Source organism: Enterobacter sp. RHBSTW-01064, from assembly GCF_014103035.1.
In the GTDB taxonomy this organism is placed as follows: domain Bacteria; phylum Pseudomonadota; class Gammaproteobacteria; order Enterobacterales; family Enterobacteriaceae; genus Enterobacter; species Enterobacter mori.
On sequence record NZ_JABXOU010000002.1, the window covers coordinates 441,232 to 467,476 of the forward strand.

Sequence of the window (26,245 nt, forward strand, 5' to 3'; positions counted from 1 at the left end):
GTCCCTTAAAAAGCCACTGAAAAACGGTAATAGATCACGAGGTGATCCGGTGCCAGCCAGTCCGGATAGTCCACCGGTGTGCCGACGGTAAACTGGCTGGAGTACCCGCGATTCGTCGCGGTAAGCCCCAACGCGGTTCCCCACAGCGTGCCGGAGGCGTAACGATCCTGGCCGTCCTTCTTCAGCCAGCCGCCGTCAATTGCGGCAAGTACGCCAACATCGCCGACCCACGGCAGCGTAAAGAGCGACCAGTTCAGCTCGTTTCGCCAGTAGCCGCCGTTATCCCCGGAGATGTACTGCTCCTTAAAGCCCCGAACGGACGTTTCGCCGCCCAGCGTCAGACGCTCGCTGCCGTACAACCTGTCCGGCGACCACTGAAAATAGACGCTGGTGAGCCACCAGAGTTTGTCCGCCACGGGACGCTGAAAGCTGCCGTTCAGGCTCCATTTGCGGAATTCGGCTTTTGGCACATCACCCTGCTTGTCGTTATCGTCTTCCGCACCCAACCACGGCACGCCCTGCGTAAAGGTTGGGTTCAGGGTCGCCACGCCCGAGGCGATTTTTTGCGTGTGGTTAATGCCCAATGAAACACTGGAAAGTTTGCGGCTGCTGGTGGCCAGCAAAACATCATCGAGATAGTTCCGGTTGATGCGGTGAGTGATGCCCGCCGACACGCCGGTTTTGATATCGCCATTGCGGAACAATACCCAGGAGCCCGTCAGACGGTGCGTTTCGGTATCCCCCGTCGACCGCCAGAAGTAACCAGTGTTATCAATAGTGCTGAGGTAGTTGCTCCAGCTGTAGCTGTAGTCCAGCAGTGCGTAGCCATAAGGAATGCTGACGCCTGCTGCAAAATTTTGAGCATCCTTGCTGTTGGAAAAATCACTGCTGCGCCCGCCGCTGATAAACCACTTATCCGCCAGACCCAGCAGGTTATTTCCGTACAACGCGCCAGTAAGTTGCCCGGTCCCGGTGCTCTTTTGTCCGCTGTTATCAAAACTGACGGAGCCGCTAAGGGGGAACTCTGGCGTGGCGGTCAGATTAACCACCGAGTAGCCCTGCCTGTCGCCGGGCAAAATTTCAATCTCAACGGGCCGCTGACGTACCCGGTTGAGCTGTTCCATGCCCTGTTCGATATCGCGCAGATTAAGGATCTTCCCCTCAAGCCCGGGGAAGGTCATTTTCAATGTGCGGTCCGGTACACCTTCGAGGCGAATGTGCTGAAGCTTTCCTTCCAGCACGGCAAGATGGAGTACGCCGCCGGAGAGATCCTGCTCGGTTAAAAACGCGCGGCTGGTGATATAACCCCGGCTGATGTACCAGTCGGAAACGGTGTTAGTCAGGGCATTTAAGCCAGCAATATCAAGGCACTGATTCAGCCACGGCGCAACCAGCCGTTCTTTAGCTAACGGAGACAGAAGGTTGGCACCCGTCAGTTCGATGCGCGAGATAGCAAAACAGGGGCCTTGTGGAGTCGCGGTACTGTCGGGCTGAACGGGACGCGGTACCACCACGCTGCGCTCCAGCGATTCACGCTGACGCTGGCTCTCATCCAGCAGCTGCTGCTGTTGCTGCTGGATGGTATTACGGTCAGTCGGTGACAACGGGGCGGCGAGTGCGATCCCTGTCGCCAGTAACAGGATGGCCGCCAACAGCGCGCATGCTGATGTTTTCCCTAACACTCTTTACTCTCCGCTTAAAGTCCGTTTTCAAACTTGACTGTTAAAAAACGAGCAACTTATTTCAAAAAGTAAATAGTGTAAATATCAACAAAGAGAATAAGGATATTTCTGGCGCATTTTCAGATTTTGTAGGGGTATATCTGAAGCAAGATTAAAGAAATCCCCTGTCGCGCCGATCATCATCCGTGTGTATTATTTCCTGTAGCTTTTACAACAACTAACCTTAACTCAAATACTTAAGCGCCAAAGCGAAAGGCATCATGAGCACACCGATCAAACGGCTAGAAATCATAAAAAATGCCATCGAACTGGAAGATGACGACATCATCCAGAGCCAGCTGACGCGGCTCAAAAATGAAGCGTTTGACGAGGAGCTACAGGCAATCGTCGTGGCGCTTGAGAATAAGAACTACACCGCAGCCATCAGGGCCATCACCGCGTGGCTGCAGGGCCAGCGCGCCGTGACCCCGTGGCGTGACCCGCAGGTGGCCGCCAGCAAGCTGGAGCTGAAGGCGCTGGAAGAGCGTCTGCGCGATCTGATTGACCGCCGCAACGCCCGCGTGCAGCAGCTTGATGAGTTCAACGATCTCTATTTCTCCCGTCTCGGGCCGCTGATGCAGCAGATCCTCGCCCTGCGTAAAACGCTGGCGGAGCTAAACCTGCGTCGTCAGCAGGCGGAGGCGCGTCGTCGTGAAGAAGATTATCGCCGCTGTCAGCGCTATATGGCGCAGGCCGTGGAGGTGCTGGCAACGCTCACCCAGCGCTGGCGCGATCTCCCGGCCGATTCCGTACAGGCTGCCGAGGCGCGTAAACAGCTGCAGCAGCAAAGCAACCTGATTGCCAATCTTCTGGCCGAAGCGCTGGAACTGGAGAGCGGCTTAACGCGTGAAGAAGAGCCCGCGCGCCAGGCGCGCGATGAGGCTAACGAAGAGTACGAGAAGTATCGCGAGCAGCATCACGATGCCGAAGTGCGTCTACGCAAAGGGAAAGATCTCTCGGAAGAGGATCGGAACGAGCTGAAACGCCTGTGGCGTCAGGCGAGCAAGCTGTGCCACCCGGATCTGGTGGCAGACGATCTGAAAGAAGAAGCTAACACCATGATGGTGCAGCTCAACCAGGCCAAACAGCGCGGGGATGTGAAAGCGATCCGTTCACTGGTGGCACGCCTGCAGCAGGGCTTTGAGCCAATGATGGCGAGCGACAGGCTGAACGATCTGGAGCGTATCCGCAAAAAAATGGCGCAGGTTCGCGAGCAAATCGACACCTTAGTGAACGAGCTGGCGGAGCTGGAGAAAGAAGAATCCTGGCTGCTGGTGTCGTCGCTGAACAATATGGAAGCCTACTTTGCCCAGCAGGAGAAGGCGCTGCATGAGGTCCGCGCCTCGCTCGAACATCAGGTGAGCGAAGCGCAGCTGGAGTCCGCAGCCTGACTATTTAGCGTGCCAGTATGCGCTGGCACGCACCAGCTGTTGGTCAATCGCATCGGTTTCAAACTGGCGGCTCAGGTTTTTCACCACCTTCCCTTCCCCGGTCAGCCAGATAAAGTAATCCTCTTCGGGCACGGCCAGCGTCGCCAGACGATCGGCCACCGCCTGCGGGTTGTGGCCCACAATCCAGGTGATGTTGAATTCACTCAGGTGCGCCAGATAGTCCTTATAAGATCCGTCCCCCACGGTCACGACCGCATGAACGTCCGGGCGTACCGGCAGTTTTGCGATGCCTTCTAAACGGCGGCGCAGCGCGGGCATCCCGGATTCATCGCACACGTACAGCTGCCAGGCGTAATCTTCCGGCACCACCAGCGATCCGCGCGGCCCACCGAGAGTGAGTTTGTCGCCAGGTTTGGCCGCTACCGCCCAGCTGCTGGCAACGCCGCCATCATGAACGAAGAAATCCAGCACCAGCTCATTTTTCTCCTCATCGAACAGGGGCGTATAGTCACGCGCCTGCGGGCGCACGCCGTCGCCCCACTCGATGCCTTCATCGGTGACAACGGGCGGAACAAAGGTCGCGCCCGGCGCAGGGAAAAAGACCTTGGTATGGTCGTCGAAACCGCGGGAGCTAAAGCCCTCCAGCCCCTCGCCGCCGAGCACAACACGCTGGAAACCAGCGCTGACGCGCTCGACGCGGAGCACGTTCAGCTCGCGAAAGCGCAGATCATTGCGGACACGTTGAGGGTAACGGGTTGATGTCATTTTTATGCCCTTCTCAGGTGAATACGATATATCGAAATTGATTTTTAATGATAATGATTGCTATTAACCAGGAATGCAAGATCTTTTAGATTGCATCTGAATATATCTAAGATATAGTTTAGATATATCAAATAAAGAGAGTCACTATGCGACACGAACATGAAGGCGGTGGACGCCGACCGCGCTTTTTCGGCCACGGCGATCTACGGCTGGTGATCCTGGATATTCTGACCCGCAATGCCAGTCACGGTTATGAGCTGATCAAAGAGATCGAGAACCTGACGCAGGGGAACTACACGCCGAGCCCGGGCGTGATCTACCCAACCCTGGATTATCTGCAGGATCAGACGTTTATCACCATTACGGAAGAAGAGAGCGGTCGTAAGAAGATTGCGATAACCGCTGAAGGGCAAAACTGGCTGGATGAAAACCGGGAACAGCTGGAACAGATCCAGGTGCGCATCAAAGCGCGCAGCGTCGGCTTCCAGCTGCGCAAAAACCCGCAGATGAAGCGGGCGCTGGAAAACTTCAAAGCGGTGCTGGACCTGAAGGTAAATCAGGGAGAGCTCAGCGACGCGCAGCTCAAGCAGATCGTCGGGGTGATCGACCGCGCGGCGCTGGAGATCTCCCAGCTGGATTAAGCGAGCGCGCGTTCACTCACGCGGAACACTTTTACCAGCTCTTTCAGGTGCATCGCCTGCTCATTCAGCGATGCCGCCGCCGCAACGGACTCCTCCACCAGCGCGGAGTTCTGCTGGGTGGTGGCGTCAATCAGGCCAATCGCACTGTTGATCTGCGAGATGCCTTCCGTCTGCTCATGGCTGGCCTGGCGGATCTCACGCAGAATCACGTCCATCTCCTCCACGTTGCCGACCATCCCGTTGATCAGCCCGCTGGCTTTTTCGACCAGGTTCATCCCGTCCTGGGTCTGGCTGGTGGAGCTTTCAATCAGCTGGCGGATTTCACTCGCCGAAGAGGCGCTTTTCTGCGCCAGCTGGCGCACTTCGCCCGCGACCACCGCAAAGCCACGGCCGTGCTCTCCCGCACGTGCCGCCTCGACCGCTGCGTTAAGCGCCAGAATATTGGTCTGGAAGGCAATGGCGTCGATCAGGTCGATAATGTCGGACATCCGGTTGGATGTTTCGTTAATCAGGCGCATTTTGCTGGTCACCTGTTTCATCATCTCACCGTTGTTTTTCACCACCGTGGCGGCATCGGCAGAGAGGGTGGTCGCTTCCCCGGTGTGCGACGCGGTGTTTTTCACCGTCGCGGTGATCTGCTCCATCGAGGCTGCCGTCTGCTCGACGGAACTGGCCTGCTCTTCGGTGCGCGCGGCCAGATCCTGGTTGCCTGCGACAATCTGTGCGGCGGCGCTGGAGATGTTTTCCGAGCCGGTTTGCACCTGCTGCACAATCTCCAGCAGACGGGTTTTCATCTCCATCAGCGCATGCAGCAACAGGCCGGTTTCGTCTTTACCGTGAGACGTAATGCTGCCGGTCAGATCGCCATCGGCAATGGCTTCTGCAAAGCTCACCGCCTCGCCCAGCGGACGGGTAATGGAGCGAACGATAAACCAGCCGATCAGGCTGCCCGCCGCCACGCTGAAGAGCGTGATCAGGAGCAGCAGCATGCGGTTGGTTCGGAAATCACCGTCCACCTGCGCGCCCGCGCTCTGCATCTCGTTGTTTTGGATGGCGATCAGCGCCTGCACCTTCGCTTTGTAAGCCTGCTGCACGGTGAGGGTGTTGGTCATCATCTCCTGGATAGCGCCCGCACGGTTGTTGTTCTGTACCGCCTGCAAAATGCGGTAGCGCGAGTCCAGATACTGCTGGCGCACGCTGCGGATATCCGCCAGCACCTGCTGAGACTTCTGATCCTGCAACGCGTTGTTCAGCTCGCCCAGGATCACCGTAATGTGCTCGCTGATCTCTTTCAGACGCTGCTGAGATTGCCCCGTGTAGGTGCCCTGCTCGTCCAGCAGCATAAGCTGCTGCGTGCTTATAAATTCCTGGAAGTTGTCGATTAGCTGGTTGGCTTTTACCGTGGTTGGATAATCGTGGGTAATGATAGTCTGCATCCCGTTGTTCGCCCGATTCAGGCTCAGCAATGAGACACTCGCACTGACGATCATCAGAACAATAAAGAACCCAAACGCCAGAAATAATTTCGTGCCGATCTTTACGTCATGTAAGAACATATTTACTCCATCGATGTGATTATTTCTCAGACGATCACCGTTATCGGTAACGAACGCGCTAACTTTATGACTTTGATCGTTTTTTTATTTCACAACCATCACAATGGATAGGTACAGTCTATTAATTTTGGCGCATCGATCGTTGCGTAACCACCAGAGAGGGCATTTCTGAAATAGCATCGGGGAAAACTGACTTAGGCAGGCATAAATAACTGAGCGGATTTTTTTAGTTATTTAATATTACATTAACAATAAACATTAAAAATAATCACATAAAAAAGCCGTTTATACCTGATGGTATAAACGGCTTTTCTGGAACATTACTGGCTCAATGGAGCACGGTCACGGCATCTTTGAGACGTCCCGCACGGTGCTTCACCATGGCGGAGATCTGCGCGCTCTCCTCTACCAGGTCCGCATTTTTCTGCGTGATACTGTCCAGTTCGGCAACGGCCCGGGTTAACTCGGACAGCCCGGTAGCCTGTTCAGACGTGGCGTGGCTAATCTGGGCAATAAGCTGCGTGACGTTTTTCACCTGTTCAACAATGTCATCCATTGTGCGGCCTGCCGCGTGAACCTGATCGGAGCCGGACTGTACCTTGCTGGCGCTGGCGTCAATCAGCTTACGGATATCGTTGGCCGCACTGGCGCTGCGGCTGGCGAGATGACGAACCTCACCGGCCACGACCGCAAAGCCTTTGCCCTGTTCGCCCGCTCGTGCCGCTTCCACTGCCGCGTTCAGCGCCAGAATATTGGTCTGGAAAGCGATGTCATTGATAAGCGAAGTGATTGAGCCGATCCGCTGGGTGCTGTCAGCAATATCATCCATGGTTTTCACCACCGTCTGCATCGCATTTCCGCCTTTGGTCGCCGCGTTGCTGGCCGCCACGGAGAGCTTATCGACTTCGGCAGCGGTTTCAGAGTTGCTTTGTACCGAGGCGGCCATCTGATTCATCGTCGCCACGGTCTGCTGCACATTGGTGACGGTCTGACGCGTGCGGTCGTTGAGATCGTCATTCCCCTGCGCCAGCTTATCGCTGCCATCGCGCACGCTCACCACCTGGCTTGAAACATCATTGATTAACCAGCGACACATCAGCCCCAGCTGTCCGATCGCGCGCAGCGTCAGCCCCAGCTCGTCGCTGCGGTTCAGGTGCTGCACGCTGTTACGCTCACCGGTCGCGACCTTCAGTGCCTGACGCGTGACATTTTCCACCGGTCGGACAATCTGCTGCTCGAACAGCATCGTCCCGACGACCATTACGACGGCAGCAGCCACGAGCGATGGCCACCCCGCAGAAGTCAACGCCAGCGTGGCAGCCATCACCGCAAACAGCGCCGCCATGACGCTACGAACCCGCCAGCGCAGCGGCATAGCCGGTAACTTCCCGAGCCAGCCTTTGCGCACCACCAGCCCTTTATGGATACGTTTTTTACAACGGCCTTCATTGAGCACCTTATATAAAGGCTCCACGGTCGCAATCTCTTCAGCCGTCGCTTTTGTGCGAATCGACATATAGCCGGTCATTTTACCGTGGCGCACCATCGGCACGGCGTTCGCTCGCACCCAGTAGTGGTCGCCGTTTTTGCGGCGGTTTTTGACAATCCCGCTCCACGGTTCCCCCTGTTGCAGCGTGTACCACATGTCGGCGAAGGCCGCTTTCGGCATGTCGGGGTGACGCACCATATTGTGCGGCTGTCCCATCAGTTCCTGGAGCGTATAGCCACTAACCTGCACAAAGGTGTCGTTGGCATGGGTCATGTAGCTCTGGAGATCGGTGGTCGACATAAGCGTGGTGTCACTATCCAGAGGGAATTCATTCTGGGTGACAAAGGATGGAGAGGACATGGCGGGCATTCCTTGCAGGTTATTCGAGTGTTAATTTTGTGGTTTATTGTTTTTTCGGCGGTTACAAATTTATCTTTAGTTGTTAAATCCGATCGAGATCGCAAATTTCGGCTAAACCGCACTTTCTGTACGCTTTTCTAATCGATTGATTTAAAATACTTTCGTAGAGAAATTACCTGCAAAGTATGATCTATTAACGCCCACTTAAGTGGCATCTTTCGCACCACTCCGGTGCAATTGACCCCATCCATCGTGCTCTCCCCTCCCGCCTTCATCCCATCAGGCTGGTATCGGCATGATTAAATATTGCGCAACATTATTTTAACCTGGTGTTTATCCCGATTTTCGTTAAGTCCGCTGAAGTGGCGTAATCCCTGCAATACTTAACGCAGTATCATGTGATACGCGATCCCCGGGAGCACATTTTGAACAGGTTACCTTCCAGCGCCTCGGCTCTTGCCTGTACCGCGCACGCACTGAATCTCATTGAGAAGCGAACGCTCGATCATGAGGAGATGAAACAACTTAACCGAGAGGTCATCGATTACTTTAAAGAGCATGTGAATCCTGGTTTTCTTGAGTATCGCAAATCTGTTACCGCCGGCGGGGATTACGGAGCCGTAGAGTGGCAAGCGGGAAGTCTGAACACGCTTGTCGACACCCAGGGACAGGAATTTATCGATTGCCTGGGGGGTTTTGGTATTTTCAACGTGGGGCACCGTAATCCAGTTGTGGTTTCCGCCGTACAGAATCAACTTGCGAAACAACCTCTCCATAGCCAGGAACTGCTCGACCCGCTTCGCGCCATGCTCGCGAAAACGCTGGCGGCCTTAACGCCCGGCAAACTGAAGTACAGCTTCTTTAGCAACAGCGGCACGGAGTCGGTCGAAGCGGCGATTAAACTCGCCAAAGCGTACCAGTCGCCGCGCGGGAAATTCACCTTTATCGCCACCAGCGGCGCGTTCCACGGGAAATCCCTGGGAGCACTGTCGGCGACCGCCAAATCCACCTTCCGCAAACCGTTTATGCCGCTGCTGCCGGGCTTCCGCCACGTGCCGTTCGGTGACATTAACGCCATGCGCACCGTGCTGAGTGAATGCCGTAAAACCGGCGACGATGTGGCAGCGGTGATCCTGGAGCCTATCCAGGGTGAAGGCGGCGTGATCTTGCCTCCGCAGGGCTATCTGCCCGCCGTGCGTCAGCTGTGCGATGAGTTTGGCGCGCTGCTGATCCTCGACGAAGTGCAAACCGGCATGGGGCGCACCGGCAAGATGTTTGCCTGCGAGCATGAAAACGTTCAGCCGGACATCCTGTGCCTGGCGAAGGCGCTCGGCGGCGGCGTGATGCCAATAGGCGCGACGGTAGCAACGGAAGAGGTGTTCTCGGTGCTGTTCGACAACCCGTTCCTGCATACCACCACCTTTGGCGGCAACCCGCTGGCCTGTGCGGCGGCGCTGGCGACCATCAACGTGCTGCTGGAGCAAAACCTGCCCGCGCAGGCGGAGCAGAAAGGCGACATGCTGCTGGACGGCTTCCGCCAGTTGGGCCGGGAATACCCGGACCTTGTGCAGGAGGCGCGCGGTAAAGGGATGCTTATGGCAATCGAGTTTGTCGACAACGAAATCGGCTACAGCTTCGCGAGCGAGATGTTCCGCCAGCGGGTGCTGGTGGCCGGGACGCTCAACAACTCGAAAACCATCCGCATTGAGCCACCGCTGACGCTGACGATTGAGCAGTGTGAGCAGGTGCTGAAAGCGGCGCGCAAAGCGCTGGCAGCGCTGCGCGTAAGCGTGGAAGAGGCGTAATCAACGCCGGGTGGCGCTACGCTTACCCGGCCTACCAAATACTGTATATGGTCGGAGAAAAGCGCCTAGCCTGCCATCCGGCAATTATCAACTTAAACAATCCGCACACAATCTTCGCTGGCATAAGGCGTTCTTGGCGTCAAGCAGCGCACGCTTTCGCTGCCAATCGCGTCTCAGCGCACAGCAACATGCATTCTGGACGTTTCCCCGCGCATTTTGGCCTTCTTTGCAGATTACACAGCACCACCACCGTTTTCCCCCCATCAGCTCCCTCTTCGCTGTAATAAGGCACCGGGCTGGTCACGGTTTGCAGCGTACGCTCTCCCACATCCAATTCCTGCACGATATACAGCTTACCATCAGCGTTGCCATGGCGCTTTGCCTGTGCGATTTTTCCAACACGTATTTCCATTCGGGCAAAATCCATAAATGCGACGGTATCCATTGTGTTCTCCTTTGGTAAAATTTTACTAAATAATAATAGCAAAATATTTTTCCGGGAATGGTTCTCAAAAGTGGGAAATGACGTAGTCATCACACTCTGAAAGCCCAGTTTTACGCATGTCAATTAAACGTACTTTTTTTACTGAAAACAGATGAATAGATAAGCACTTCATTTACAATGCGCAGGTAACTCAGGGAAAAGGCAAACATGGCAACTAAAGACATCGCAATCGAAGCTGGCGTGTCCCCCGCGACAGTGTCCCGGGTTTAAACGATGACCCCACGCTGAATGTAAAAGAAGAGACCAAGCACGGCATTCTGGAGACGGAAAAACTGGAGTACAAAACCAGCAGTGCTCGTAAAAACCAGACCAGCGCGCTCGGCCCAGCATATTCTGGCGCTCTACAGCTACCAGCAGGATTTAAAATCAACGATCCTTACTATCTCGCGATCCGTCACGGAATAGAAACCCAGTGTGAGAAGCTGGGGATCGAACGACCAACTGCTATGAAAGCACAGTGGGGCTGCCGGAGAGCAAAAACATACCGGCATTCTTATTGTCGGCAAGCCTTCTCCGGTTTTGCGTAATGCGGCAACAGCGCTTACTGACAACATCTGCTTTATCGATTTCCATGAACCCGGCAGCGAATGCAGACGCCGTCGATACCTCGATCTGGCCCGCATCAGTAAAGAGCATCGACTACTTCATCGCCGGCGTCACTCGCATTGGCTTCATCGGCGGTGAGTCGAACCCGGCAAGGCAGATATCCGTGAAGCCGCGTTTGTCGAATACGGTCGTCTGTAGCAGGTCGTTTCTGAACAGGACATCTATCGCGGCGGTTTCTCCAGTTCATCAGGGTATGAACTGGCCAAAAATGCTGGCGAAAGCCGACTATCCCGGTGCCCTGTTTGTGGCTTCTCAGACTCGATCGCTATTGGCGCTTCTGCGCCATTCACGAGCGTGGCCTGAACATTCCGCAGGACATTTCGCTGATTAGCGTTAATGATATCCCGACAGCGCTTCACCTTTCCTCCGCTTTCCACCGTTCTCAAAAATCCCATTCAGAAATGATGGGCAGTCAGGGCGTCAACCTGCTGTTTGAGAAAAGCCTTCGCGACGGGCGTGCGCTTCCCTCTGCTGGTTTTTGTTCCCAGCAAGCTGAAACGCGCGGCACCACCCGCTAAAAATCCCCAGTAAACACGCCCGGTTTCTTCTGATGCCGGGCGCGCATTGTCATGCATTATTTTCTGCGCCCCCATGATTTCGTGATCCAGTTAAAAGTAAATCACCTCACCGCTATATTTTTAGTAAAACTTTTACTAAATCCATCATCATTACACTTTACTCACCATTACAATGAATGGTTCCGATTTTTCTCCACCGGGAGGCCTTATGAATCGCTGGGAAAACATTCAGCTCACCCACGAAAATCGACTGGCGCCACGCGCATATTTTTTCTATGACTCCGTTGCGCAGGCTCGCTCGTTTTGCCCGCGAAACCAGCAGCCTCTTTCAGTTGCTAAGCGGTCAGTGGAATTTTCAGTTCTTTGAGCCATCGCTGCAGGTGCCGGAAATCTTTACGTCGCAGTTTATGAATGACTGGGCAGCATTCACCGTCCCGGGCATGTGGCAGATGGAAGGACACGGCAAACTGCAGTATACCGAGGAAGGTTTTCCTTCCCGATTGATTCCCCTACGTTCCGGACCAATAACCCCACCGGAGCCTACCAGCGCATTTTCTCCCTCAGCGAAGGCTGGCAGGGCAAACAAACGCTGATTAAATTTTGATGGCGTAGAAACCTACTTCTCGAAGTTTACGTGAATGGTCAGTACGTTGGTTTCAGCAAAGGCAGCCGCCTGACGGCTGAATTTGATATCAGCGTGGTAAAGACCGGTGACAACCCTGCTGTGCGTTCGCGTAATGCAATGGGCTGATTCCACTACGTTGAAGACCAGGACATGTGGTGGTCGGCGGAATTTTCCGCGACGTCTATCTGGTAGGCAAACATGGGCGACCCATATTCAGGATTTACCGTTCGCACCGAGTTCGATGATGAGCTATCGCGACCCCTCACCTGCGACATTGCGCTGGAAAACCCTGGCTGCCACGCCAGCGATGGCGTCGCTCGAATACACCTTGTTTGACGGTGAGCAGGCGCTGCATGAGCGGCGTGATTAACAATCTGGCAGTGGATCAAGACACCGCCCGCACCGCTTTTAATTTCAAGGTTAGCGCGCCGCAGCAGTGGTCATGGAATCGCCGTATCTTTTATCATCTGGTGATGACGCTGAAAAGATGCCAACGGCAATCTCCCGAGGTCGTGCCACAGCGGGTCGGATTCCGCGATATCAAAGTTCGCGACGGTCTGTTTTTTACATCAATAACCGCTACGTGATGCTGCATGGCGTTAACCGTCACGATAACGATCATCTTAAAAGCGCGCGCGGTTGGCATGGATCCGCGTTGAAAAGATCTGCTGTTACAATGAAGCAGCACAACATCAATTCCCGTGCGTACCGCCATTACCCGAACGATCCAGCGCTTCTATGAATTGTGCGATATCTACGGTCTGTTCGTGATGGCCGAAACCGACGTTGAATCTCACGGCTTCGCCAATATCGGCGATATCAGCCGGATAACCGACGATCCGCTGTGGGGAAAACGTCTACGTTGAGCGCATCGTGCGCCACATCCATGCACAAAAAAACCACCCGTCGATCGTCATCTGGTCGCTCGGCAACGCAATCCGGATACGGCTGTAACATCCGCGCCATGTATCACGCCGCCGCTGGATGACGCGTCGATCCATTAACGAAGATCGTGACGCCGAAGTGGTGGATATCATCTCCACCATGTACCCGTGTGTGCCGCTGATGAATGAGTTTGGCGAATATCCACATCCTAAGCCGCGCATCATCTGCGAATGCTCACGCCATGGGCAACGGTCCCGGCGGGCTGACGGAAATATCAGAACGTCTTTTATCAGCATGACTGCATTCAGGGACACTATGTCTGGGAGTGGTGCGATCACGGGATTCAGGCCAAAGATGACGACGACGGCAACGCCAGGTACAAATATGGCGGCGACTACGGCACTATCCGACAATTATAACTTCGCCTTGATGGCCTGATTTATTCCGATCGCCAAACCGGGGCCGGGTCTGCGGAATACAAGCAGGTGATGCGCCAGTAAAAGTACGCGCACAGGGATCTTGGCTTCGCGGCGAGCTACGGGTAGAAAACAAACTTGTGGTTTACCACGCTTGACGCGACACCTTGCATATTGAGGTTCGCGCCGAGGAGATACGCTTTCGCTCAGCAGATAAAACTGCGCGACGTCCCTCCTAACAGCGATACCCTGGTGCACGCACACTGCCGGGCTGGATGCGCGCGAAGCGTTCCTCAACGTCATCGTGAAAGATTCCGTACGGCATACAGCGAAGCCGGGCACCACATCGCGACTTATCAGTTCCCCGTTGAAGGCCAGAACGGCGGCTGCCGTACCGTTTAGCCAGCAAAACGCGCTATTCCTCTGACGCTGGAAGACAGTCGCCAGAGCACCATACGCGGTTATAACTTCCTTCTGACCTTCTCAAAAACTGAACGGTAAGCCCCATTAGCTGGACCGTTAACGGGTGAGGAGCTGGATGCCCGCAGCCGAAGATGCTTCATTTCTTTCAAACCAACCATTGATAACCACAAACAAGAGTTCGAAAAGGCCTTTGGCAACCAAATCATTTACAGATTATTGCAGGAGCATCTCGCGATTTTGCCATTGAGCAAACCGATGCTACGCGATGACTGATGATTATCGCGCCCGCCGGTATTTGATTTCGGTATGCGCTGTACCTACCGCTGGCGGATTGCCGCAGACGGTCAGTTGAAGTGGAGCTTTCCGGCCAGCCTTACGGCGAGTACCGGGACATTATTCGTGCATCGCGGCTTCGATGGGCATCAACGGCGATTTGGGGCAGGTGGCGTATTACGGACGTGGTCCCGGTGAAAACTATGCCGATAGCCAGCAGGCCAACATCATCGATATATCTCGGCGCAGCAGCGTGGATGAGATGTTCGAAAACTATCCGGTCCGCAAACAACGGCAATCGTCAGGACGTGCGTGGGCAACGCTAACCAACCGCCACGGCACGCGGTCTGCTGGTGGCTCCGCAGCGCCCTATCGCCTGAGCGGCGCCGGCGCTATACGCCAGAAAATATCTTTGCCGCACAGCACTGTAATGCGCTGCAGCGCAGCGATGACATCACCCTGAATCTGGAGCACCAGGTGCTGGGCTTAGGTTCCAACTCGGGAAGCGAGGTGCTTGATTCCGGCGCGTCTGGTTTCCCGTTCGTTCAGCTACGGCTTCACGTTGTTGCCGGTTTCCGGTAGCGAATCTAGCGCTCAAACCGCCGCCAGCCGCGTCTTTTGGTACCGGTTCTTTTCCACGAATTTGCACAGCGAGAATACAAAATGAGGATCATCGACAACTTAGCGCAGTTCCAACAAATTTTTACGCATCCGGGAAGAAGTGGCAGCGCTGCGTCGAGAGCGATTGAAAATATTGATAATATTCAAACCGGGTCGCCCACTCTATCGGTGATTCCCTGAGCTATCGCGTGGAGACAGACTCCGCGACCGATGCGCTGTTTACCGGTCATCGTCGTTATTTTGAGATCCTCATTTACTACCTGCAAGGACAGCAAAAAAATAGGTATGCCGCCAAAAAGAGGAGTATCCGTGGTTGAATATTATCGCGATGAAACCGATCGCGAATATCTGAAAGGCTGTGGAAAAACCGTAGGGAAGTGCGCGAGAAGGACAAATGGTTATTTGTGACAACCATGAAGCCTATCGTTTTATTTGTAATAACGCAGTGAAAAAGTCGTACTCAAAGTCACCATCGAAAGATGGTTATTTTCATAATAAATAAAAAACACCAGGCGCGGCGCCGACGTTTGCGCCGCCAGTACCCTATAATAATCAGGAATCGGAGATGTGCTATGTCTGATACCAAACGTAACTCATCGGCAAGTTCGGCTTACTTTCACTCCACCTTGCCGCGGTTTATAGCTTTAATAACGTTATCAACAAAAATAATATTGAGCTTGGTCTGGCATCCGCACCGATGTTTTCCTCGCGACGATCTTCTACTTTATTCCGTTCTGCTTAATCATCGCTGAATTTGTCTTTCGCTGAATAAAAACTTCCCGAAGCCGGTGTCTATTGCATGGGTACTTGAAAAGTTCGCTGGGCGGACGTTGGGCATTTATTACCGCCTATACCTATTGGTTCGTTAACCTGTTCTTTTTTTTTACCTCGCTGTTACCCCGTGTTATCGCCTACGCCTCATATGCTTTAGGCTACAGGAATACATTCTGGACGCCGTTCCAACCCCACTGTGTTAAGTATGGTGCTGGTTGCCTTCTCCACTGGGTTTCGACCAACGGCGCAAAAATGTTAGGACCAATTACTTCTGCACCTCCACATTGATGCTGCTGCTGCAACCCTGTCCTACATCCTGCTGGCGGGTACTGCGCTGGTTGGCGGCGTACCTGCTGACCCTATCACCGTAGAACGCAATGATCCCGAATTTTTAACTGGGCCTTCCTCGGTATCTACAGATCTTTATGGCGGCAGGCGGTGCGGAGTCAATGCGTGTGTACGTCAACGACGTCAAGGGCGGGTCAAAATCTCGTTCGTGAAGGTCATTATCGTATTGCCGGGATTTTATTGGCGTGCTCTATTCCATCTCCTCGGTACTGATCAACGTCTTTTCGTGAGCAGCAAAGAGCTGAAAATTTACGGTGGTTCGGTACAGGTATTCCACGGCCCGGCGGCATACTTTGGCCTGCCGGAACTGATCGTTAACCGCTTTGTTGGCCGGTCTCCTTTACCGCGATGTTCGGCTCTCTGCTGATGTGGACCCAACGCCGGTGAAAATTTTCTTCTCTGAAATTCCGGCGGGTATTTTCGGTAAAAACCGTCGAATCTGAATGAAAATGGCGTTCCGGCCCGCACAGCTCGATTCAGTTTCCTGATTGTTATCCCGCGATGATTATCCCGCTCGGCTCCAATACCGTCGCAGGATTTAATGAACTTTGACCATCATCAACATGACCGCCGCCGCATCGATGCTGCGCCGGCTGTTTATTATGCTGGCTTTACCTGAATCTGCGCGCAAAACTGGACCACTTACCGCGCGACTTCCGTATGGGTTCGCAAAAAACCGGCATTATTGTGGTATCGATGCTGATTGTCCTTTTTCACCATCGGGTTTTTATTCCTCGACCTTCCCGACCGGTGGTAACATCATGACCATTATTTTCTATAACGTCGGGGATTGTTGTTATTTTCCTCGGTTTTGGCTGGTGGAAATACAGTAAATACATCAAAGGAGCTAACCAAAGAAGAAAAAAGCTATTGGAGGCGGCTCCCGCGTCAGATATTAATTAAAATATTAATAACGATTAGAGCGGTCTGTTTTCTTGCTCACCTGAAATAAAATGTGAAATTAAATATACAGACTTGGGCATTTTATTGCCCCTGCTCTTCTGTTGTGTACTTTTCATTATTTGCAGCAAAGATTCGTCCACCAGCGGCCGCAACGTGTGAATCGCCCCCTTGCCAGAAGGAGGTTTAGCAACCCAGAACGCTCTGCGGCATTTATTTAACCCCCAGATGCCGCCACAGTTTGTCCAGCGGCATTGTCGCCAGCGCCACACACCCTTCATCGGCGGCGCCGTACCAGACGTGCAGCGTCATCGGCGGATCGGCCCCCCCACAGGTGAACACCACGTTTGCCGAAGAAGCCTTCGCTCGTAGGGCGCATCTGGCTCAGCGCAACGGTACCGGTGATTTCGCCAGAATGCGGGTCGGCTCGTTGAGATCCAGCAGCAGCGCGCATGCACGTGGCGCTGATCGGCATCCACACCGTGGTGAATCTCCAGCCAGCCGCGATTCGGTTTTAATACCGGCGCGCCGCCGCTGATTTACGGCAAGTCCCGTGCATCGCCGGACCGTCCCAGCAGGGCGATGGTTGCGTGCAACATATCCGGCGACTCCGCAGATCCAGATTTCCGGATGACCGAAGTGGCACGGGGCCGGACGGGTCAGGGCGTGATATTTACCGGCGATCTTTTCCGGGAAAAGCAGACGTCGCGGTTGTCCGGACAGAGGGGGATCAACCCTTTTTTTCTCCACCGTGACAAAATCTTTGGTCACCGCCAGCGCGGGAGATCCCCAGCGACGACACCGCCGAGTAGTTGATGTACGGCGGTATCATCGATGCGGGTGATCCGGCGCGATCTTCGCAGCCGAACTCTTCATATTGCGTATCGGCGATGATAAACGGCTGGCTGTCAATCCGGAAAGTCACCCCGTCGCGACTGCGCGCCAGACGCAGATGCGACATGGAGGTCAGCCACACCCGCGCCGGATCGCTTTTCAGCACGATCACCCGCGGATCGCTGAAATCTATAAGGCGTTCTCATCCCGACGATCAAAACTGCGCGGTGGCCTGTACCCAGCCCGCATCGGTTTTTTCCAACAGCGGTACGACACGCTGCTGCGGATCGGAATTGATCACGCTTTCCGCCACCCGCGCAGCAAAACGATCTCCCCGTCACACTCCGTTACGCCAGCATTGAAAACACAATCGACCTTCCTGCCGGGCAGTGAAGGCGTCACGTCCGCCGGGGTAATCAACGGGTTTTTACTGTGCCTGTCCATGTACTCTCCTTTTGATCAAACATTGATTCTTGCCAATCCATTGCGCGTCCTCCCCGTACAAGCACTTCAGCCTCAATCTCCTGCCACGGATTGCGAGAACGGGCGCACCAAAGTTGATGGCGACCCAGACCTGCTCCGCCGCCGTCGAACAGGGTAAAAAACCAGACGCATTCGTCAGTGCGAGGTCAAGCGAGTCCTGCTGTCCCTGATGCAGCGCCGCAACGCGGCGGCGCAGGGAACGATAAGCAGCCGGTACTGATGCCAGAACGATGTTTCATCCTGCTGCTGGCGCTCCGGCGTTAAGTTCAGGGCGATATCGCCGCCGACGGGCATCCACGGCGCGACGGAAAAATCCGCCAAAGGGGCGTCGCGCCAGAGCGGCGCGCGCGAACCATCCCGCGAAATGTTCAATAGCCAGCGCCAGCGCCTGCGGGCTGCTGCGGCTGGCAGGGCGGTGCGGTAATGGGTTTTTCCCTGTATATCAAAAAGCTGCTCTGCCGTTTGCGGACGGGTAGTCGGTCACCCCAGCTCTTCGCCACGGAAGATAAACGGCACGCCGCTCACCGTTAGCTGAGCGCCAACACCGCCAGCGCCCCGCCCGGTATCTGCGCTCGTTTTCCGCCAAAGCCGGCTGATCATCCGCGACATATCATGGCTGAGAAAAACAGCGTCGGTAAACCCCGACTGCGCAGCCAGCGTAGTTTTTAACTGGCTGAAAAGACGGGAAACATCAAAAGGTTTTCTGGCTGCCGATATTAAAATTCAAACACCACGTCCATCAGTTTGCGGACTTTGGATAGCGGCTGAGCACGTCAGGGTCCTCGCTGCCGATTTCGCCAATCAGGAAATAGTCACCCTGCGCCCGAACATGGGGCACAGCCGTTGCAGCGTCTGCCCGGGAGTCGCGGCTGATTAACGTCAAATTCATGGCGCTGCTCGCCGTTCTCTTCCGGGATTTATCAGGCCCAATGCCGTCGGTAGTAAGAAAGTTGATGACGTCAAGAAGCGAAAACCGTCCACCCCCTGCCAACCGAAATCCACTACCGGTAAATTTCCTGTTCCACCGCGGGGTTGGCCCAGTTGAGATCCACGGCCGGGCGCGAATTTATGGTAATAAAACTCGCCGGTGTCTGGCTCAGCGGTCCCACGCGCTGCCGGAAAAGAAAGAACGCCAGTTATTCGGCTAGGCGGCGAAAAAGGGAAAATAATCACGATAGCGGCTGCCCGGATTATTCCACGCATCGCGAAACCGGGGATGTTCAGAGGAGACGCTGATTGACCACCAGATCGATAATCACCGAATGCCTCTGGCATGGCAGCCGTCAACCACCCGGCGAAAATCGTCGAGAGTAGCCGAAACGGGCGTCAACGGCGCAGTAATCGCTGATATCGTAGCCGTTATCCACCAGCGGGAGAGGGATAAAACGGCGTGATCCACACCGCGCCGATGCCCAGCGCCTGCAAATAATCCAGCCGGGAAAAATCAGGCCCGGAAAATCGCCCCTTCCGTCGTTATTAAGTTGCCGTCGCAAAACGAAGGCAGAGATAATTGGATAACAGGTACACGCCTGCCACCACGGTTGCTTTTTCACCGTCAACGTTCCTTATTTCAGTGATAACGACATGCCTTCGAGGAAGTATTTTTCTGAACAGAATAAACAGGACAACGATTGGCAGCATCTGCACCACCGACCCCGCCAGCACCGGTCCTGTTGTAGATGCCATAGGATTTGCTGAAGGTGGCGAGCAGCACCGAAAACGGCATTTTGTCCACTTTCCGCATCACGATCAGCGGCCAGAGAGGAAGTTGTCCCATGAGCTGGAAAAGGTGAACAGCGCGACACAATCGCCAGAATGTGGGATTTATTGAGCGGCATCATCACATGCCGCAGGATCCCCACAGGCTGGCGTGATCGAGCCTTGCGGCGTACAGGTAATCATTCGGCGTGCCCTTAAGCTCCTGCCGAAACCATAAAAATGCCCCCGTGCGCTCATCGCATACGGGCGGATCACTCGCCCCGTAGCTGTTGATCGGGCCCCAGTTCACGCATCAGGACAAACTGTGGAATGATGAACATAAAAGACCGGGAAAACCATCTGCACAATCAACAGGTTGCGAAACGCATTTTTGCCGCGAAACTCCGGTTTCGCGACGGCATATCCCACCAGCCATTGAGGTCAGCGTGACGCAGACGGTAATGGTGAGCGACACGAACAGCGAGTTAACGGGGTGCGCAAAAAGGTTTGTCCGCCCGGTTGCTGTTATCCAACAGAAAAAAGCGTAATTCTCGATCAGATGACCGGAAAACAGCCCGGTCGTGTAGATTTGCGCCGTCGGTTTCAGCGAGGGCAAGATCACCATCCAGATAAAAGGATAGAGCGGTGAGCGCCAGCAAAAACATCACACGGCGTGAATGAGCAGCGTTAAGGGAGTCAGTTTCTTCATTCACACAATCTCGATATGTTTTCGAATACTTTGCGGAAGACCCAGATGGCGAGGAAACTGCATGCCGCAACGAATAATCGACATGGTCGCCGCCCAGTTGGCTTCATTTTCTGGAACGCCACTTCCATACATCACCACCATCGGACTGGTGGTGCTGTTGAGCGGTCCACCGCCGGTGATAAGATACGGCTCGGTAAAGATGCTGAACGCCACACGGTGCAATCGCAGCACCATCACCATCACGATTTGCGCGTTCATCATCGGCAGGGTAATCGCCCAACTTTGCTTAAACTTCCCCGGTTTTATCCAACTGGTGCCGCGCTGTAAATATCCGCGGGGATCGCCACCATCCCGAATTAGAGAATCAGCCCGTAATAAACCAACGAATTTCCGGGTAACAATTAACGCAATGGATAACATGGCGCAGGTCAGGGTTGGTAAACCAGGAGTACAGAGATGCCGAAACTGGTCTGTAAAAATTGATTGACCGGCCCGTATTCGCTGAACAGTTTGCAAAGACGATGGAATAGGCCACCCCCGAAGAGATATTCGCCAGTAAAAAGCTCAGGGCAATAAAACTTTTCCCATTACTTAATTTTTTTTTTTTTTTTCGTAATCCCGCGGCAAACAGCAGCGAGGCAAGAAAAAGACAATCGGGATATACCACATTAAAAACGGCACACGTTCCACATCGACTGCGGCAGAAATAACGCGTCATGAAACACGCCAATGATATTCTGTAATCCGCTAAACGTCGGCGTGCCAATAAATTGCCAGTTCGTCACGCTAAGCACGACCAGCCAGCACAGCGGATAAAACCAGAACAGCAACGAATAACCGATCCACGTGGAGGCCAACAGGCCTCCGGTGCGGATTATCAATCCAGCCATTTTTTCCCCTTATTTCGCCCAGCGCAATGTGTTAATTTCCTGCGCGATTTATCGAGGGTGGCTGCCGGATCGGCGTGGTTGAAAATGACCTGGCTCCAGCATCTGCGTCATGCTGCGCTGAATCTCCGTGGTTTGCGTAGTGGCCGCTGGCGGCAGCGCGACGTCCACGTAAGATGCGATCGCCTTCTCCAGCGGGTTTTTCCTCAAAGTAATTCACAAACAGCGGATTACTCATTAAATCACTGCGTGCTGGCGGCATACCGGTCAACTCCAGCCAGCTCCGGTCGTGCTCGGCGTTGTTAAAGACCCACTGAATAAACGCCCACGCCTGCGCCTTTGCGCTTGCTGGAACTGAAAGATCACCACCCCCTTTGCTGTCGCCGAACGTATACGGTGGTCGCCTCTTTCCGGTGAGCATCGGCCCAATTGCAGCGTTTGGAGGATCTCCGGATACTGCTTGTGATAGCGAGCGATATCCACGGACCGCGCGCGGACGCCAGCACCTGTCCGGTCGCTAACGGATCGTCGGCGGCGGTGAAGTCGTAGCTGCTCCACTTGCTGTTAAAAGACTTTCCCCATAAAGGTCAGTACCGCCTGTCCGGCAGGATCGGCAAAACGTCGCCTGATGACCCGCGGAAGGTTTACCGCCGTTTGCGCATAGTAAAAGCGGAATAAAAATCGAACCAGCGTTCCCACCAGTTTTTCCCGGCGGTCATCTGGATAACATAGCCGTTATTATCCGCCGCCCGGCGCTCTGCCAGCTGATAAAGCTCATCATAACGGGGTCGGAACATGGTCAAAACCATACTGCTTGAGTAAATCGCCCGCCACCACCAGACGATAGGATTATCATAGATTGGCAGAACGTGTTGCTCCTGTTTAATTGCCAGCAGGAAAATAATTTTTGCCCATCTGTCGGTTATTAACGAGTTCATTAAAACCACTCATTTTAGACAGGTCTTCAAGCTGACCAATTTCCACCAACTGGCTGGCAAAACCGATAAAGATATTACGGAAATATCGGGTTCCGTGCCGGGAAGCCAGCGCGTTCATTATTGCCTCTTCAGAACTGCTGGCGGCAGGAATGGGCGTAAATTCGACCGGGGTATGCGCCGGGTCTTTATTCCATTCTTTCATAGTATTCCAGAAGGCTTCTTCATTTTCGTTTAGTGCCACCACATTTTAATTGGCATTTTTTGCTGTCTCTGATTTTTTATCATCCGGACCGCAACCAGCAAATACAAAATGTGAATAGTACACAGGCTGTTAATTTAGCTAATATTACAATTCTACGATAATTCTCCATTTACTTTCAATAAGTATTGATTTACCCTACCTGCTATTGAATGGAGCGTAAATTAACACCTTTTATGTTTAACGTTAAACAAATCACAAAACGATTTTTTGTTTAACGTTAAACTTTGCATCAACGTTCAACACAATGGACGATAGAAATAAATAATTCACGCCAATATATAAACCCAGCCAAATATATTAAACATGAAAATAAACGTTAATGATAATAAAGATAAGAAACGTATTACGATAAAATTATTGCTGAAGATTATGGGTATTTCCCATAATACCACGGTGTCCGAACGCATGGAATAATCCGGAAAAAATTATCTCGGAGCTGCGCCGCGAATTTTGCAATATGCCAGCGAGCTTGGCTTTCCACAGGGACCGGACGCTGGCGCGCGCTGCGTACCGGCAAATCCTGACACCATCGGCGTGATATTCAAACGACTCTATGAGTTACGTGTTTATCGATCCCCACGACATTGCGCTGATGCGGGGGATCGCCGTCCAGTGTGAAGAACAAAACGTCAATCTGAGTCTTTGATCCCTTTGCGTAAGCGGCAACAGACGCCGCTCAACACCCTGGTTGATGGCTATATTCTCAACCGCCACGCTAACATGCGGCCATGATCCAGCACGCGCTGGCTCATGGGCGTCCGGTGGTCACGCTCGATTTTCAGTTTTCCGACCACAGCAGCGTCTCCATCGATAACGCCTGCGCCATGCGCGATATTGCCCGCTATCTGGCCGATAAAGGTCATCGACATTTCGGCATCATCGCCTTTCCATCACAGCCCCTCGGCACAGGGAATGTGCGATTTGACCGCCCCCGTCACCGGCGACAACCTGCTGATGCTCTCCCCGCGTGAATGCCTGCCGGGAGGTTTTCCAGCAGCACGGCTTCGCCCTTGATACGTGCTGGCTGTATCAAACCCGACACGATGATGAAGAACACGGCGAACAGGCGGCCAAAGCGTTACTGGAACCCATCCGGAGATCACTGCGCTTATCTGCTCTTCCGATCGTTTCGCCGTCGGCGCGATCCACTGCCAACGGCAGCAGCTGGCGGTTCCGCAGCGGGTTGCCGTTACCGGTTTCGGATAATCTCGCCGTTGGAGGTGGCGGGAATACGTCTGACCACCATCGCGCAAGACGGAAAGAAAGGGGAAATGGCCGTCAAATTGCTGCTCACCAGAGGACCGGTGACCCACTGAATTGCCTTACCAGTTCCTCATCATTCGGGAGTCAGCCTGACTCATTAATTGAGAAGAGTAGATTATGGATGAACTAACCTGTTTTAAAGCCTACGACATTCGCGGTGAGGTTGGCGGTCAACCTGACGCGGGATATCGCGCTGCTTTCGCATCGGTCGCTTACGCCGCTCGGCGCCATCCGCGCCGGGGTAGTGATCGGCGCCGACATTCGCCTTAGCTCGGAATCGTTAAAATCCCGCCGTGACCGGACGGGCTGATTTCCAGCGGCGTGGATGTTATCGACATTGGCCTGTCAGGCACCGAAGAGATCTATTTCGCCACCCGGGAACTGCGTGCCGACGGCGGTCAGATAACCGCCAGCCATAATCCGGCGCAGTACAATGGTATGAAGCTGGTGCGCGAAGAGGCGCGTCCGATCAGTAACGACAACGGCCTGCTGGAGATAAAAGCGCTGGCGGAGCGCAACGATTCTTGACCGGTTGGTCCATCGTGGCAGCCTCATCCCTTATGATAATCGCCCCGCACGGATTGCCTGCCTGCTGCGCTTCCTTCAGCATCCGCCGACTCGCCCACTACGTATTGTGACCAACGCCGGACATGGCACCGTCGGGCCTGCGCTTGACGCGATCGCCGACGGACTGGCCCGTGCGGCGTTCAGATTGAGTTTATTCGCCTGCACCATCAGCCGGACGGTCATTTCCCCGGCAGGCGTGCCGAATCCGGATGCTGACGGATGAAAACCGCCTCATCCCCAGCAGGCGGTTATCGAAAATCAGGCTGATTTCGGCATCACTTGCGGATGGCGGATTTCGGATCGCACTGCTTCTTCTTTGATGAGTGTGGCCGCTTTATTGAGAGCTACCACTGGTTGGCCTGTTCGCCGAGCACTTCCTGCAACGCTCCGCAGGGCAGTCACATCATTCTCGACCCGCGCCTGGACGTGGAATACGCTGGACGTTGTAACCTCGCTGCGGCGGAATCGGTCATCAGCAAAAACCGGGCATGCCTTTATCAAAGCGAATGCGCGAAGAGGACGCGCGGTCTACGGCGGAGAAATGAGCGGCCACCACTACACCGCGATTTTGGCTATTGCGACAGCGGAATGGATCCCACTGGTATTGCTGCTGCAAATTATCGGCAGCGCGACAGCCGTCCGCTGTCGGCGTCGAACACGCCCAGTACGCTTTCCGGTTTCCGGCGAAATCAATCATGACGGTGGCCGATCCGCAATCGGTCATGCAATCCATCGCCTCCACTATCTGCAACCGGTGGCCTGCGTGACGATTGGCGATGGGTTGAGTATCGACTTCGTTGACTGGCGCTTCAACTACGCGCCTCCAACCGAGCCGCTGCTGCGCCTGAACGTGGAAAACCCGCGCGGATACGGCACTGTTGGCGCGCAAAACCGATGAACTTAACGCTGATTGCAGCCACGGGATTCTGACAAGGGGAGAGGTTATGACCGCGCTAAGCTTCTGAGCAATATTCACAAGGGGCAAGAAACACCATCATTGAAAATCTGTCGCTGGAGATCGCTCCGGGAGTTCATTGTGCTGGTTTGGCCTCCGGATGCGGGAAATCCACACTGCTGCGGATCATCGCCGGATCAAAATCCCCGACGGCGGTAAACTGGTGATGGAGGAAAAAGAGGTTCACGGCTTGCGGCGGGCAAACGCAACCTGTCGATGGTGTTTTCAGTCCTACGCCCTCTACCCGCATATGACCGTCAGGGAAAATCTGTCATTCGGTTTACGTAATATCCAACACGCCCGCCGCCGAGATTGATAAGCGGGATTCGCTCACGCCGCCAGCATGCCGAAGCTGGAAGAGATGCTGGACAGGCTGCCGCAGAATCTGTCCGGCGGGCAGCGCCAACGTGTGGCGATCATGTTCTATTGTCCAGCAACCGGAACTGTTTCTTGTTTGATGAACCGCTGCTCCACTCGATGCCGCGTTGGGGTCGATGCGCCGGAGATCCAGCAACTGCATAACACCCTGAAAAACACCCCATGATTTATGTAACGCACGATCAGGTGGAGGCGATGACGCTGGCCGATCGCATCGTGGTGCTTTACAAGGGAAAAAGTGAGCAGTGGGCACGCCCGCTGGAGCTGTATAACACCCCGGCAACCACCTGTTTGTCGGAGTTTATCGGCACGCCGAAAATCAATGTTCTTGCCAGCGGTCATGGCGTGAAGGCGCGCTGCATATCGCCGATAACCTCGTCTTCCGCCTCACCGGTCACCCGCAGGCGTTAGCGACGGGGACAAACTATTTGTCGCCATCCGCCCGGAGCATATGCAGTACCAGCAGACCGGGGATTTCACATTGCAAGGTCGTACCGGCTGTGTGAATTACAGGGCGACTCCACGCTGGTGTGGTTGGATTTGGCCGGCCACCCCGTGTGCCTGAAAGTCTTTTCAACAGCTTAGCTTCATGCCGGATCACCGCTTACGCTCACACGCACTGCACCCTAAAGTGTTACCCATGTTTCCG

Annotated in this window: 31 protein-coding genes and 5 pseudogenes; 18 read left to right on the plus strand and 18 right to left on the minus strand. The window is 54.3% G+C overall.

The window, feature by feature from the left end; translation table 11 throughout:
• Nucleotides 1-5 precede the first annotated feature (5 nt).
• On the minus strand, nucleotides 6-1,682 hold the full coding sequence (locus HV355_RS08000; protein ID WP_182401577.1) for a ShlB/FhaC/HecB family hemolysin secretion/activation protein: 1,677 nt from the start codon (nucleotides 1,680-1,682) through the stop codon (nucleotides 6-8).
• A 260-nt stretch (nucleotides 1,683-1,942) separates the two neighbouring features.
• On the opposite strand from HV355_RS08000, the gene HV355_RS08005 reads away from it, so the two are divergent.
• Nucleotides 1,943-3,112: a DNA repair ATPase gene (locus tag HV355_RS08005; RefSeq protein ID WP_010435825.1), complete on the plus strand. Its 1,170-nt coding sequence runs from the start codon at nucleotides 1,943-1,945 to the stop codon at nucleotides 3,110-3,112.
• Here HV355_RS08005 and HV355_RS08010 read toward each other — a convergent pair whose 3' ends face one another.
• A complete protein-coding gene (locus HV355_RS08010) occupies nucleotides 3,113-3,877 on the minus strand; it encodes a siderophore-interacting protein (RefSeq protein ID WP_182401579.1) in 765 nt (254 codons plus the stop codon).
• 146 nt (nucleotides 3,878-4,023) lie between these two features.
• Here HV355_RS08010 and HV355_RS08015 point away from each other — a divergent pair, with 146 nt between their 5' ends.
• A complete protein-coding gene (locus HV355_RS08015; protein WP_010435828.1) occupies nucleotides 4,024-4,518 on the plus strand; it encodes a PadR family transcriptional regulator in 495 nt (164 codons plus the stop codon).
• Here HV355_RS08015 and HV355_RS08020 read toward each other — a convergent pair.
• Together HV355_RS08020 and HV355_RS08025 are read right to left on the minus strand one after the other, a co-directional pair.
• Nucleotides 4,515-6,074: a methyl-accepting chemotaxis protein gene (locus tag HV355_RS08020; protein ID WP_182401581.1), complete on the minus strand. Its 1,560-nt coding sequence runs from the start codon at nucleotides 6,072-6,074 to the stop codon at nucleotides 4,515-4,517. The two genes, HV355_RS08015 and HV355_RS08020, sit on opposite strands and share 4 nt — an antisense overlap.
• Before the next feature lie 328 nt (nucleotides 6,075-6,402).
• Nucleotides 6,403-7,923 carry a PAS domain-containing methyl-accepting chemotaxis protein gene (locus tag HV355_RS08025; protein ID WP_182401582.1) on the minus strand — a complete coding sequence of 507 codons (1,521 nt, stop codon included), beginning with the start codon at nucleotides 7,921-7,923 and terminating at the stop codon, nucleotides 6,403-6,405.
• A 425-nt stretch (nucleotides 7,924-8,348) separates the two neighbouring features.
• On the opposite strand from HV355_RS08025, the gene ygjG reads away from it, so the two are divergent.
• Entirely contained in the window at nucleotides 8,349-9,728 is a 1,380-nt protein-coding gene (ygjG, locus tag HV355_RS08030; protein WP_042715413.1) for a putrescine aminotransferase, read from the plus strand.
• 139 nt (nucleotides 9,729-9,867) lie between these two features.
• Here the strand turns inward: ygjG and HV355_RS08035 are convergent, their stop codons facing one another.
• Complete coding sequence (locus HV355_RS08035) at nucleotides 9,868-10,173, minus strand: tRNA-binding protein (RefSeq protein WP_182401584.1); 306 nt, start codon at nucleotides 10,171-10,173, stop codon at nucleotides 9,868-9,870.
• A 207-nt stretch (nucleotides 10,174-10,380) separates the two neighbouring features.
• On the opposite strand from HV355_RS08035, the pseudogene ebgR reads away from it, so the two are divergent.
• From ebgR to HV355_RS24180, 10 genes and pseudogenes are all read left to right on the plus strand, one after another.
• Nucleotides 10,381-11,357: pseudogene (ebgR, locus tag HV355_RS08040) on the plus strand (transcriptional regulator EbgR).
• A gap of 866 nt (nucleotides 11,358-12,223) precedes the next feature.
• The gene (locus HV355_RS24380; RefSeq protein WP_275943568.1) at nucleotides 12,224-12,352 is read left to right on the plus strand and encodes a hypothetical protein; all 129 of its coding nucleotides are present in this window, start codon (nucleotides 12,224-12,226) and stop codon (nucleotides 12,350-12,352) included.
• Complete coding sequence (locus HV355_RS24385) at nucleotides 12,336-12,569, plus strand: hypothetical protein (protein ID WP_275943574.1); 234 nt, start codon at nucleotides 12,336-12,338, stop codon at nucleotides 12,567-12,569. Before HV355_RS24380 ends, HV355_RS24385 begins: the two co-directional genes overlap by 17 nt.
• Nucleotides 12,569-12,724: a glycoside hydrolase family 2 TIM barrel-domain containing protein gene (locus tag HV355_RS24390; protein ID WP_275943571.1), complete on the plus strand. Its 156-nt coding sequence runs from the start codon at nucleotides 12,569-12,571 to the stop codon at nucleotides 12,722-12,724. Before HV355_RS24385 ends, HV355_RS24390 begins: the two co-directional genes overlap by 1 nt.
• Complete coding sequence (locus tag HV355_RS24395; RefSeq protein ID WP_346010233.1) at nucleotides 12,684-12,848, plus strand: glycoside hydrolase family 2 TIM barrel-domain containing protein; 165 nt, start codon at nucleotides 12,684-12,686, stop codon at nucleotides 12,846-12,848. Before HV355_RS24390 ends, HV355_RS24395 begins: the two co-directional genes overlap by 41 nt.
• 7 nt (nucleotides 12,849-12,855) lie before the next feature.
• A complete protein-coding gene (locus tag HV355_RS24400; protein ID WP_346010236.1) occupies nucleotides 12,856-12,936 on the plus strand; it encodes a glycoside hydrolase family 2 TIM barrel-domain containing protein in 81 nt (26 codons plus the stop codon).
• A 233-nt stretch (nucleotides 12,937-13,169) separates the two neighbouring features.
• On the plus strand, nucleotides 13,170-13,286 hold the full coding sequence (locus tag HV355_RS24405) for a glycoside hydrolase family 2 TIM barrel-domain containing protein (RefSeq protein WP_346010237.1): 117 nt from the start codon (nucleotides 13,170-13,172) through the stop codon (nucleotides 13,284-13,286).
• 835 nt (nucleotides 13,287-14,121) lie between these two features.
• Entirely contained in the window at nucleotides 14,122-14,442 is a 321-nt protein-coding gene (locus HV355_RS24410) for a hypothetical protein (RefSeq protein ID WP_275943569.1), read from the plus strand.
• A gap of 200 nt (nucleotides 14,443-14,642) precedes the next feature.
• Nucleotides 14,643-15,102 (plus strand): annotated as a pseudogene (locus tag HV355_RS08050) (beta-galactosidase subunit beta).
• Between the two features lie 70 nt (nucleotides 15,103-15,172).
• Nucleotides 15,173-16,625: pseudogene (locus HV355_RS24180) on the plus strand (amino acid permease).
• A gap of 210 nt (nucleotides 16,626-16,835) precedes the next feature.
• Here HV355_RS24180 and HV355_RS08065 read toward each other — a convergent pair.
• The 13 genes and pseudogenes from HV355_RS08065 to HV355_RS24020 form a co-directional block, all read right to left on the minus strand.
• Nucleotides 16,836-17,900: pseudogene (locus HV355_RS08065) on the minus strand (glycosidase).
• A gap of 174 nt (nucleotides 17,901-18,074) precedes the next feature.
• Entirely contained in the window at nucleotides 18,075-18,311 is a 237-nt protein-coding gene (locus HV355_RS24185) for a hypothetical protein (RefSeq protein WP_249420845.1), read from the minus strand.
• A 108-nt stretch (nucleotides 18,312-18,419) separates the two neighbouring features.
• The gene (locus HV355_RS24190) at nucleotides 18,420-18,662 is read right to left on the minus strand and encodes an alpha-amylase family glycosyl hydrolase (protein ID WP_346010238.1); all 243 of its coding nucleotides are present in this window, start codon (nucleotides 18,660-18,662) and stop codon (nucleotides 18,420-18,422) included.
• A gap of 16 nt (nucleotides 18,663-18,678) precedes the next feature.
• Entirely contained in the window at nucleotides 18,679-18,828 is a 150-nt protein-coding gene (locus HV355_RS24195; RefSeq protein ID WP_249420846.1) for a hypothetical protein, read from the minus strand.
• Between the two features lie 470 nt (nucleotides 18,829-19,298).
• Nucleotides 19,299-19,364 carry a hypothetical protein gene (locus HV355_RS24200; RefSeq protein ID WP_249420860.1) on the minus strand — a complete coding sequence of 22 codons (66 nt, stop codon included), beginning with the start codon at nucleotides 19,362-19,364 and terminating at the stop codon, nucleotides 19,299-19,301.
• Between the two features lie 51 nt (nucleotides 19,365-19,415).
• On the minus strand, nucleotides 19,416-19,625 hold the full coding sequence (locus HV355_RS24205; protein ID WP_249420847.1) for a hypothetical protein: 210 nt from the start codon (nucleotides 19,623-19,625) through the stop codon (nucleotides 19,416-19,418).
• A gap of 497 nt (nucleotides 19,626-20,122) precedes the next feature.
• Nucleotides 20,123-20,350, minus strand: coding sequence for a hypothetical protein (locus HV355_RS24210; RefSeq protein WP_249420848.1), 228 nt, complete (start codon nucleotides 20,348-20,350; stop codon nucleotides 20,123-20,125).
• Nucleotides 20,347-20,607 carry a hypothetical protein gene (locus HV355_RS24215; protein WP_249420849.1) on the minus strand — a complete coding sequence of 87 codons (261 nt, stop codon included), beginning with the start codon at nucleotides 20,605-20,607 and terminating at the stop codon, nucleotides 20,347-20,349. Before HV355_RS24215 ends, HV355_RS24210 begins: the two co-directional genes overlap by 4 nt.
• 407 nt (nucleotides 20,608-21,014) lie before the next feature.
• Nucleotides 21,015-21,236 carry a hypothetical protein gene (locus HV355_RS24220; RefSeq protein WP_249420850.1) on the minus strand — a complete coding sequence of 74 codons (222 nt, stop codon included), beginning with the start codon at nucleotides 21,234-21,236 and terminating at the stop codon, nucleotides 21,015-21,017.
• A 31-nt stretch (nucleotides 21,237-21,267) separates the two neighbouring features.
• Nucleotides 21,268-21,654 carry a hypothetical protein gene (locus HV355_RS24225; protein ID WP_249420851.1) on the minus strand — a complete coding sequence of 129 codons (387 nt, stop codon included), beginning with the start codon at nucleotides 21,652-21,654 and terminating at the stop codon, nucleotides 21,268-21,270.
• A gap of 223 nt (nucleotides 21,655-21,877) precedes the next feature.
• Nucleotides 21,878-22,171 (minus strand): hypothetical protein, encoded by a 294-nt coding sequence (locus HV355_RS24230; protein ID WP_249420852.1) that lies wholly within the window; start codon nucleotides 22,169-22,171, stop codon nucleotides 21,878-21,880.
• Nucleotides 22,116-22,373, minus strand: coding sequence for a hypothetical protein (locus HV355_RS24235; RefSeq protein ID WP_249420853.1), 258 nt, complete (start codon nucleotides 22,371-22,373; stop codon nucleotides 22,116-22,118). The genes HV355_RS24230 and HV355_RS24235 overlap by 56 nt, the downstream gene beginning before the upstream one ends.
• A 755-nt stretch (nucleotides 22,374-23,128) precedes the next feature.
• A complete protein-coding gene (locus HV355_RS24020) occupies nucleotides 23,129-23,302 on the minus strand; it encodes a hypothetical protein (RefSeq protein WP_220470688.1) in 174 nt (57 codons plus the stop codon).
• A gap of 551 nt (nucleotides 23,303-23,853) precedes the next feature.
• Here HV355_RS24020 and HV355_RS24240 point away from each other — a divergent pair.
• The 5 genes and pseudogenes from HV355_RS24240 (at nucleotide 23,854) to HV355_RS24260 (ending at nucleotide 26,007) form a co-directional block, all read left to right on the plus strand.
• Nucleotides 23,854-24,006 carry a hypothetical protein gene (locus tag HV355_RS24240; RefSeq protein ID WP_249420854.1) on the plus strand — a complete coding sequence of 51 codons (153 nt, stop codon included), beginning with the start codon at nucleotides 23,854-23,856 and terminating at the stop codon, nucleotides 24,004-24,006.
• Between the two features lie 11 nt (nucleotides 24,007-24,017).
• Nucleotides 24,018-24,224, plus strand: coding sequence for a hypothetical protein (locus HV355_RS24245; RefSeq protein ID WP_346010234.1), 207 nt, complete (start codon nucleotides 24,018-24,020; stop codon nucleotides 24,222-24,224).
• A gap of 358 nt (nucleotides 24,225-24,582) precedes the next feature.
• Nucleotides 24,583-24,765 (plus strand): annotated as a pseudogene (locus HV355_RS24250) (hypothetical protein); the annotation flags it as partial.
• 39 nt (nucleotides 24,766-24,804) lie between these two features.
• The gene (locus HV355_RS24255) at nucleotides 24,805-25,161 is read left to right on the plus strand and encodes a hypothetical protein (protein ID WP_249420866.1); all 357 of its coding nucleotides are present in this window, start codon (nucleotides 24,805-24,807) and stop codon (nucleotides 25,159-25,161) included.
• Nucleotides 25,162-25,758: 597 nt separating this feature from the next.
• Nucleotides 25,759-26,007 (plus strand): hypothetical protein, encoded by a 249-nt coding sequence (locus HV355_RS24260; protein WP_249420855.1) that lies wholly within the window; start codon nucleotides 25,759-25,761, stop codon nucleotides 26,005-26,007.
• Nucleotides 26,008-26,245: the final 238 nt, after the last annotated feature.